This is a genomic window from Agrobacterium sp. 16-172Ci (genome assembly GCF_053522725.1).
The window spans coordinates 114780-121600 of the sequence record NZ_JBNWBW010000012.1; the positions used below are offsets into that span (position 1 = coordinate 114780).

8 protein-coding genes are annotated in these 6821 nt (G+C 55.0%); 1 reads left to right on the forward strand and 7 read right to left on the reverse strand.

Features of this window, described 5'->3' with window-relative positions; genetic code table 11:
• Positions 1-269: 269 nt before the first annotated feature.
• Positions 270-2243 (forward strand): putative bifunctional diguanylate cyclase/phosphodiesterase, encoded by a 1974-nt coding sequence (locus ACQZ40_RS13285; protein WP_448748130.1) that lies wholly within the window; start codon positions 270-272, stop codon positions 2241-2243.
• A gap of 49 nt (positions 2244-2292) precedes the next feature.
• Here ACQZ40_RS13285 and ACQZ40_RS13290 read toward each other — a convergent pair whose 3' ends face one another.
• The 7 genes from ACQZ40_RS13290 to ACQZ40_RS13320 form a co-directional block, all read right to left on the reverse strand.
• Entirely contained in the window at positions 2293-2595 is a 303-nt protein-coding gene (locus ACQZ40_RS13290; protein ID WP_078053313.1) for a PAAR domain-containing protein, read from the reverse strand.
• 22 nt (positions 2596-2617) lie between these two features.
• Positions 2618-3406, reverse strand: coding sequence for a cell division cycle protein 123 family protein (locus ACQZ40_RS13295; protein ID WP_078053314.1), 789 nt, complete (start codon positions 3404-3406; stop codon positions 2618-2620).
• 12 nt (positions 3407-3418) lie between these two features.
• A complete protein-coding gene (locus ACQZ40_RS13300; protein ID WP_125146414.1) occupies positions 3419-3937 on the reverse strand; it encodes an SMI1/KNR4 family protein in 519 nt (172 codons plus the stop codon).
• A 15-nt stretch (positions 3938-3952) separates the two neighbouring features.
• Positions 3953-4879, reverse strand: a complete 927-nt coding sequence (locus ACQZ40_RS13305; RefSeq protein WP_125146413.1) for an HNH endonuclease — start codon at positions 4877-4879, stop codon at positions 3953-3955.
• Entirely contained in the window at positions 4876-5355 is a 480-nt protein-coding gene (locus ACQZ40_RS13310) for a hypothetical protein (RefSeq protein ID WP_433823986.1), read from the reverse strand. The genes ACQZ40_RS13305 and ACQZ40_RS13310 overlap by 4 nt, the downstream gene beginning before the upstream one ends.
• Complete coding sequence (locus tag ACQZ40_RS13315) at positions 5352-5948, reverse strand: DUF4123 domain-containing protein (protein ID WP_125146411.1); 597 nt, start codon at positions 5946-5948, stop codon at positions 5352-5354. Before ACQZ40_RS13315 ends, ACQZ40_RS13310 begins: the two co-directional genes overlap by 4 nt.
• Before the next feature lie 8 nt (positions 5949-5956).
• Positions 5957-6821: bacteriophage T4 gp5 trimerisation domain-containing protein (locus ACQZ40_RS13320; protein WP_448748131.1), on the reverse strand; the 865-nt coding region annotated here is incomplete at its 5' end.

The following is a 6821-nucleotide window of genomic DNA, read 5'->3' on the forward strand; positions in this document are numbered from 1 at the left end:
GAAAGGGAGCTAACGGACATTGGAAGCGGGCGGGCCGATCATGCCAATTCGATGGAGTCGGCGCAACTCATGGCATGAAGCAAAGGGCTTCCTCCCCCATCAGGAATATCCCCGCAGGAAACATTTAATACTGAAAACATTGGAATGTTGCGAAACACAGCGCCTACATCTTGCGGTTGATGCAGTTGTCTGTCGGTTAACCCTGTGTATTTCCAATGATGTAACGGGAATTATGTTACGAATGCCGCTCTGTATTTGAAGAGCCATGAATGAAAATACTGACCGCCACACAAAAACTGCAGGACTTCATGTCCGTCCGGTCCGACAATCCTGATTTGCTGAAAGCACAGTACCGCGCTTTCACCAGACAGATGCCGATGATGTATTTCATCCTGCTTTCAAGCACATGGGCGCTTGCCGTGACGCATATGCAATTGGCGCCGCCTTGGCTCACCATTGGAGTTCCCGCCCTCTTTACACTCGGCTGCACGCTCAGGGTCGCCTTCTGGTGGAGGACGCGCGGCATGGATCCCGAACCGCGGGTGGCGCATGCAGCCCTTCGGCGCACAAATCGCCTCGCTGCCGGCATCGCCATGGCATTCACGCTCTGGTCTTTCCTGCTGGTGCCCTATGGGGATGCCTATACGCAATCCCACGTCGCCTTCTATATGGCGATTACCGTCATTTCCTGCATTTTCTGTCTGATGTATGTGCGCTCGGCCGCCTTCACGGTGACGCTCATCGTCAATGGCGCCTTCATCGCCTTCTTTCTGGCGTCGCAGCAACCGACATTTGTTGCCATCGCCATCAACGTGCTGCTGGTCTGCACCGGCATGATGTCCATTCTGCTGACCAACTACCGCAATTTCGAGCGCATGGTCATTTCACAACAGCGCACGGAAGCGCTCAGCAACGAAAACCTGCTGCTTGCCAATATCGACAGCCTGACGGAACTGCCCAACCGCCGCGCTTTTTTCGCTCACCTTGAGGCCGAGCTCGAGAAAGCCAGGGCCAACGGAACCCGGCTGGCGCTGGGGGTGATCGATCTGGACGGGTTCAAGCCGGTCAACGATCTTTACGGACACTCCGTGGGAGACAGGCTGCTTGTCAATGTCAGCAAACGCCTCACCGCCAATCTGAAAACCAGCAGGGCCTTTCGACTGGGCGGTGACGAATTCGCCATCGTCGCTCCGATCATACCGGATGACGCGCAACTCGTCACAAATGCCAATGCGATCTCCGAGCAGTTGAGGGCGCCTTACCATATGCCGGAAGGAACCGTGCATGTTTCCGCTTCCATGGGAATTGCCGTGTTTCCAAACCTCGCCTCAACGCTCGAACAGCTTTTCGACAGGGCGGATTATGCCCTTTACCACGCCAAGAAAACCCGGCGTGGCGACGCCGTTCTCTTCGATGCGGAGCACGAAAAGCAGATCAATATCGAAGCCCGCGTCGAGCACCTGCTCAAACAGCGGGATATGGAGAACGAGCTTTCGGTGGTGTTCCAGCCGATCGTCGATATACGCGACGGAAGGACGGCAGGGTTTGAAGCGCTGGCGCGCTGGCACAGCCCGGTTCTCGGATATGTGCCGCCTTGCCAGTTCTTCCCCATCGCCGAGCGAGCCGGCATCGTCGGTTCGCTGACGCGGCCGCTTCTCAAGATGGCGCTCGCCTCCGCCGCCAAGTGGGAACCTTCACTGCGCCTGTCGTTCAACCTTTCGGCCCAGGACCTCAATTCTCATGAGGGCGTGCTTTCCCTGCTCGGCATCATCGAAAACAGCAGCTTCGATGCTCGACGGCTGGACCTTGAAATTACCGAGACGGCTTTTGCCCATGATTTCGAGCAGGTGAGGCAATCGGTCGAAATGCTGCGCCGCCTCGGCTGCGGCATATCGCTGGACGATTTCGGCACCGGCTATTCCAGCCTGACGCGACTGCATGCATTGCCGCTGACCAAGATCAAGATCGACCGCAGCTTCGTCACGGACCTGCACGAAAAACCGGCCAGCTACAAAATCGTGAAATCCCTCCTCACCCTCAGCCGCGACATGGGACTGGAATGCGTGGTGGAAGGGGTGGAAACACCAGCCGAGCTAACCGCACTCGAAGGCCTCGGCGCCACGCTGGTACAGGGCTACATCTATGCACCGCCGCTTCGGGAAGAGGATGTCGGTGCGTTTCTTTCGGGACAGGCGACTAGAAGCGGAACTTCCGCTGGCAAACGCAGAAACAGGCTCCGCTAGTCAAACCATTGCATGAGGCAGATTGTCGTCACGGCACCCTAATTTCAGATTACTCGAACGTGATCCAGGAGGTTCCCTGCACCAATCTTCCACCATGCGCGCATGCATCACCCTGCCGCACTATCTTCTTTCCATCAATAGCGGCAAAGGACGAGCCGGCAGTAATTGTATCGGTCGTCGGAACTCCCGTGCACAAACAGGTATCACCGACAGTTGCGACCGGCGTTCCTTCAACCGTAACAAAACTCTGTTGGGTGGAGATGACGGGACCACCAACATGCGGTCTTGGGCCGGGATCGACCTTGGGGCAGACATGCATGTGGCCTTTAAGGGAGACTGGGCTGGCGGTCATTGGCTCCTCCTTCTCAACTAAATCAAGCCGCACGAGCAAAAGGCAACGGTGCTATGGCGAGCACTCGATTATTCCCGCCCCGGAAGCGTAGCCCCCTGTCAAAATCCCCCCCGTTCCTCCATTGAAAAAGGCACGGGTCGGACCGCACGATGAGCGGGTTAATATCCAGAAGCACAGCTTCAAATCCGGCGACATCGCCAGGTTTCAGGTAAATGTCGACGATAGCATCATCAATATGAGCGACCTCCCTGAAACGGTCCGCAAAATCCACCAGAGCTGCCGCGATGGATTTGGCATTTGCCTCTATCTCAGGAAAAAAAGCCGTATGAAAATACTGGGAAGCGCCGAGGAATTCCCGGTTTTTCATGAAGAGCCTGAACTCAGACCATTTCGGAATGTCTTTCCAAGGCCGTATGAACATGCAAACGTCAAATTTATCTTGAAGTGAACTTGCAAGAAGTCCCGCCACACGGGGGTTATCCCGCAATATATGAGACATAAGTTGGGCGCTGTTGAAGATCGGCCCCTTTTGGTATTGTCCTGGCTGCTTGAAACTGCATCCACCAAAGCGAAAATGGGCGCCTTCTTTGAAAACCGCGGTTTTGGCATCAATGGCTACGCGGAATTCATCTGACAGTTGAGGGAGTTCATCTACACTGAACAGAGCCCGGAAAGCCGCGGTCCTGCTCCCTATGGCGAGACGATCCTGCTCCGAGACAAGCCACTGCTCAAAGGGTAACCCCAGCTCGCACACTTCGTCCGGCCAGGATTCAATAAAGGTTGCCCGCCATTTTTCGTGTAGACCAAGCATATTCGTTACCCATCAAAGGTTTTCTGGTGCGGAGAGATTGATCAGGAATTCCGGCAGACTGTCCGCCAGCTTGACGATCCCTTTTGCGTTATTTCCTGTACCAAAGGGGTCTGTCGCCCTCTCCCAGAAGTAAACAGCCCCATTTTCAGGATTTTTACCATCCATCAACAAATAAGCATGTCCGGAATCCGCCGATCCAAAAAATATCATTGGGAGCGTGAACTGTTTTTCCCAACTGGAATTGGCAATAAAGGTGTCGTGCCACGAAACGATGGTATCGAAATTCGAAACAAGCACCTGCACATCATGTACCGACCGACTGCCGTCATCGTATTCCACCAGAAATGAATCGTTGTATTCGGTTCCACAGTGACCGTATTGCCTCAGAACCTCTTCCAGCTGTTTCGGAACGATCAGCCCGGTAAGTTCCGTAAAGCGACTGAAATCGCGGTCAGTCCACGTCGTATCCGGAACGCGTTGAAAATCGCTGTTCTCCTCCAGGAATTGAACCGCATCTTTTAAGACAACCATTGGAACAACTCCGTTCTAATAGGAAGGATCGTTGACTGCAGAAGCGCCGCCGCTGTGGGCACCGCCGCCCTGGCCGGTATTATGTATACGCGAGTCGACCAGCTGCATCGTGGATGTGTCTTCATTGTGATGCCAAGTAAAGCCATTTTCATCGGCAGTCTTGCTCCAGCTGCCATACCTTTCCTTGAGCGGACCAACGGCCTGGCCCACGTCGCCGTCCGGCCCTCTTGCCAGGTCGCCCTTCATATTGGATATGCGGGTCTGAATCGGCTGCCCATCCGGTCCTTTTTTCATGAATGGTGAAAAATCGGGTTTTCCGTTTTTGTAAGAAATCCCATCCTGACCGTATTCTTTCAGCGCTTTATCGGCATTCGATCCGGGCTCGGGGGACCATTTGCTGTTGCCCGGCTCTCCAGACCACTTCCCTTCTCGTGGAATGTTCTTGTATTTGCCGCCATTCTTATATTCGTCGATCTTTTTCTGACGGCATGCCTTCGTATTGCATTTTCTCAAATCTTCCTGAAGCTTGCGGTAGGCTTCGCCGCGCTTGGAAGCCCAATATTTCGATGCCGCCGCCGACTTTCGTACATGGTCTTCGAGCGCCTTGACCTTGCGCTGGGCGGCAGCAACCTGGCTCATCAGTTTTTCGGCATACCGCGCAATCTTGGTGCCTTTGGCAGCGGCCTTGGCCCCATCACCCCAGACGGGAACGAGACCGACGAGATCCAGACCGGCATCTGCCCAGTTGCCAGTCCAGGCGTTTCCAATGGCGCTCGCAACATCCACAACACCACCCACTACGGGAACGGACGAAGCAGCCAGCCAACCCGCTTCTTTCGCGATTTCTGTATAGCGCTGGTTCAGCATGTCCAGATCACGACGGGCCAGTTCAAGCTCGCGCGTGTCAGGAACATTGACGAGGTCATCGAGGTGCTGGCTCATTGAACGTCTCTCGCCTTGGCAGCACGCTCTCGCTCGAACTCCTCCTCGATGTCGTCATAAGGGACGCCGAGAATGTTGTTCTTCATATATTGCGGGAACCAGAAGGCATTGTCGCTCCGCGCGATCGCGTTCCCTTCCTGGCTCATGGTCGGTTCAAGGTTACAACGCTCGATGCGCTGTTCCTCGGTTTGGCTTCGGTCTCCCAGGATGGATTTATACGGTTCGAAGAGAAAGAAATCCGGGCCGATCCGCCACATCAAAACGACAAAGTGAATTTGATAGACTGGATCGGAAAAGCCGAAATGCTCCGCATAGCGCCTGCCCCACCGTGTCATTTCGGCAGCCTGGGGCGACCCCGCCATATCGGCGAAACTGGGTAGATGCTTTGGCATCACCTCTCTGGTGAAATAATTCGTAAAATCGTCGTCATCATGCAGCATCGCATTCATCTGACGCGGATCGAATTCAATGATCATGCTAATGTCCTCTCAACTGCCTTTGACTGGCCCGTGTCTTCAGAAGGCAAAACGATCTCACGATGTACAATGCCATTTCCAAAGCGGAACTTCAGGAATTCTCCCGCCTTCAGGTCGTTTTCACAATAAAAACACTCAATTCCATTGAAGAAAACGGCGGCCTGCTCTGATGTCAGGACTGGCAGATATTGGCGCAGCGTTCGTGGGTCGTAATAACGAAAGAAGTGAATAGTCCCCTCACTATCTTTGACCATCGTAAATTTCCTCAAATGCCGGACGACATCTTCCAATGCATGCGACGTTCGCAGAAAAATCGACCAGCGTTTGCCAAAGCCCTTATCGATAAGCCATTGCAATACGCTTTCGTCAGATGTCATTTCTGCGACCCAAGCCGTATCGTCCCCGAACTCCTCAAGCGCATTGCCTCTGTAAAGACATGCGACCTTGTCCGTCATGGCTTGAAGTGCTGGTGGAATAATCATGGGCGCCCGGGACGCATCGACAACGGCATAAAGGCGAGTAGTTCCCCCACTCCCCTGCTCCTCCCGAAGTTTGGAAAGAACTTCCTGCCTCTTCTCGCTATTGAGTTCCACGCCAACTCCTACTTCTTCGAGCAGTCTTCAGCAAAAGGTTTGTTCGTGCTTTTGCCGGCACTGCCACGCTTGAAGTTCACAGCGTTTGCTTTGACCTCGAACTTGGTTGCCTTGATAAACACCCCATTTTTGTTGATCTCGATAACGCCGCCCGGTGCCGCAAGCACTATCTTGTCGCTAACGATCACCGTGTGATTTTCAGTTTGCGTAAAGATAGCTTTGCCAACGTTTATTTCGTAACGCTCTCCAACGGTTGTCTTCTTTGTCTTTCCGACGCTCTCCAGCGACGTCTGGCCTACATTCGTAACCTTGCTGACCCCGATCTGTTCAGCCCGCGCCACACCGACGCTATCGGATTTGAACGCCCCGACGATCGTGTTCATGATGCCCGGCAGCGGAAACAATCCCGAAGCATCGGAACCGACGCCCGAGCCGGAGCCGGCTAACGCCGTACCCGCATCCGCACGCGGGCTTGAGCCGGAGACGACACCCTCACGCGAGGAAAGACCGCCTGCGCCGAGGAAGCCGAGTGTGGATGAGGCGAGCGTGGTGGCGAAGGCCGCGACACCCGGGCCACCGCCGCCGGCGATCTGGGCGGCCTGCGAAAGCAGCCCCGCCGTCTGCCCGGAGAGCGCCTGCACACCCGCCATCGCCATCATCGCCATCGGCCCCGTGCCGCCGACGACGGTGTTTACCGAGCCGCCGATCTCGTGTTTCTGGTTGCCGGAAACTTCCACCGCGCGGTTGCCGCCGACCGAGGCGACCTCATGCCGATCGATGCGCTTGGTCCGGTCATTCAGAACCCGCGTCGTCTGGTCCTTCTGGGCGTGGAAAAACTGGTTCTCCTTGCCGGCCTCATCCTCGAAGGTGATT

Excerpts from the sequence above, each read along its gene's own strand:
- ACQZ40_RS13285 (WP_448748130.1), top strand. The coding sequence starts at position 270 with ATGAAAATACTGACCGCCACACAAAAACTGCAGGACTTCATGTCCGTC.
- ACQZ40_RS13290 (WP_078053313.1), bottom strand. The coding sequence starts at position 2,595 with ATGACCGCCAGCCCAGTCTCCCTTAAAGGCCACATGCATGTCTGCCCC.
- ACQZ40_RS13295 (WP_078053314.1), bottom strand. The coding sequence starts at position 3,406 with ATGCTTGGTCTACACGAAAAATGGCGGGCAACCTTTATTGAATCCTGG.
- ACQZ40_RS13300 (WP_125146414.1), bottom strand. The coding sequence starts at position 3,937 with ATGGTTGTCTTAAAAGATGCGGTTCAATTCCTGGAGGAGAACAGCGAT.
- ACQZ40_RS13305 (WP_125146413.1), bottom strand. The coding sequence starts at position 4,879 with ATGAGCCAGCACCTCGATGACCTCGTCAATGTTCCTGACACGCGCGAG.
- ACQZ40_RS13310 (WP_433823986.1), bottom strand. The coding sequence starts at position 5,355 with ATGATCATTGAATTCGATCCGCGTCAGATGAATGCGATGCTGCATGAT.